Annotated in this window: 2 protein-coding genes; both read right to left on the bottom strand. The window is 39.6% G+C overall.

Annotated elements, in window-relative coordinates:
• Positions 1–563 (bottom strand): ATP-binding protein (locus WBA23_RS17545; protein ID WP_424583586.1); only part of this gene is annotated, 563 nt, incomplete at its 3' end.
• Positions 564–736: 173 nt separating this feature from the next.
• The gene (locus tag WBA23_RS17540) at positions 737–1597 is read right to left on the bottom strand and encodes an alpha/beta hydrolase (RefSeq protein ID WP_424583585.1); all 861 of its coding nucleotides are present in this window, start codon (positions 1595–1597) and stop codon (positions 737–739) included.
• Between the last annotated feature and the right edge of the window lie 273 nt (positions 1598–1870).

The raw sequence follows: 1870 nt of genomic DNA, 5'->3' as shown, positions 1-1870 counted from the left end.
AGATCTTTGTAAAGATAGCTATCAGCTAACGTTCGCAGTAGTATTTGTTCCTCACCCAACGAGGTGACTACTTCTGGATAATATCCATAAATCATTCGGTGCTCCAGTAACCTTTTTTCTTCTAGTAAACCATGATGCGCTACCATTTCCCCGAAAGAAAGCGGCAGCAGCGTAAACTCGTATTTTCGCCCAGTAAGTGGCTCATTAATGTTAGCAGCTAACTCTAGTGCCGAAGAGCCTGTAGCAATGATCTGTACTTCATTAATCTGATCGGTAAAGAGTTTAATGGTTAATCCAATATTTTCAATACGCTGGGCCTCGTCGATGACTACAATTTGACTGTCACCAACCAATGCGCGTAGGCGAGTAGAAGTAGGATTTTGCAATAATTGCCGCACATCAGCCTCATCACCGTTAAGCAACAGCACTTTTTCTTCCCTTTCAGACAACATAGCACTAATAAGTGTAGTTTTTCCTACTTGGCGAGGCCCCATTAGTATAATAGCCTTGCCCTTTGATATTTTCCTATGTATGGAGGGTGCAATTAAGCGGGATATGTGCATAATTAGCTCAATATACCGTAAAACATAATTTTTTGCGAATGGAATCGTAAAAAATTATACTATTTTGCGATTCCATTCGCAAAATATAGATTTATGGGGGCGATAGTACCTCTCTAAATCTACTTAGTTGCAATCAGAGTTATATGAAACAATAACTCGTGAGGCAAACTACACTACTGTGGTTCGGTAGCGGTATCTGCTCTGTTAACTATCTTTTCGTCGGATACTTTTGAGTAGGTAAATTTAAGACCATCGAATATACCTTTCCAGATAGTAGAAAAATGGGTTTCATTAGGGTAGGTTGCCACTTTCCAGTGTAATCCCTTCGGAGCTTTTTTTGAAAGTATGGATTCAAGTTTGGCAATGCCCATATCCTTGAAGTCTTTTCCGTCGCGAGAACTTATCCAAAGAGTGCTGTTGGTTTCGGTTATTTTAGGTAGTTTTCTCGATGCAACTTTGTTTAAATGTTCATTATCCCAATGTAAAGCAGGCTCAACGGTTATGTACGATTTGAACAGCGTAGGCTCGTGCAGATACGTATAAATGGCAAACAGGCCACCCAATGATGTTCCGTAGAGAACACTGTTCTCACTATTGGTCGGATACTTCTCATCAATATAGGCCACTAATTCCTTCAGAAATAACAGAAAATCATTGGCCCCGCCGGAAATATCACGATTTTTAACTTGAGTAGGAGTAAAATCTCTATCCCTCATATTTACGTCATTCTTATACAGATTAGGAATACTAACGATCATCATGTTGGTAGGTACAAACTGACCATATCCTAAAAAATGGAGAACGGTTTCTGATAACGACGTATTCCATTCTCCATCTAGCACGTAAAACACATCATAATTCTCCTTTAGATTTGGATCGTATTTCTCTGGAAAAATAACCTGTATCTGCCTTTGTTCTTTGAGATGGGCGGAATATAGAGAATCTGGTTGAGCCACATATTCTTGAGACCATACAGAAGTTGATAGAAAGAAACAGTAGGGTAAAAGAATAAAAATAAGCACTCGCATCATCATGTTAATTTAGTGAACCAATAGCACATTGAAAAAGAAGTACGTGGTTTAAACAGATCCCATATAGGGTATTTTTCTAAAGCAAAAAAGGTAGACCCATTACGAATCTACCTTCTATTACTATCAAACAATAAACCGTTACAAATGAATCACTTCTTCGTAAGCAGCCGCTGCAGCTTCCATTACGGCTTCCGACATGGTAGGGTGCGGGTGTACTGATTTAATGATTTCGTGACCGGTGGTTTCCAATTTGCGGGCCGCTACCACCTCGGCAAT

The sequence above is a fragment of the Tunicatimonas sp. genome (assembly GCF_049647865.1).
Taxonomy (GTDB): domain Bacteria; phylum Bacteroidota; class Bacteroidia; order Cytophagales; family Cyclobacteriaceae; genus Tunicatimonas.
Note: the sequence above shows the minus strand (reverse complement) of the source record. Positions and strands in the feature narration are given on the sequence as shown.

Bases quoted from the DNA above. Each gene is read 5' to 3' on its own strand.
- WBA23_RS17540 (WP_424583585.1), bottom strand. From the start codon at position 1,597: ATGATGATGCGAGTGCTTATTTTTATTCTTTTACCCTACTGTTTCTTT.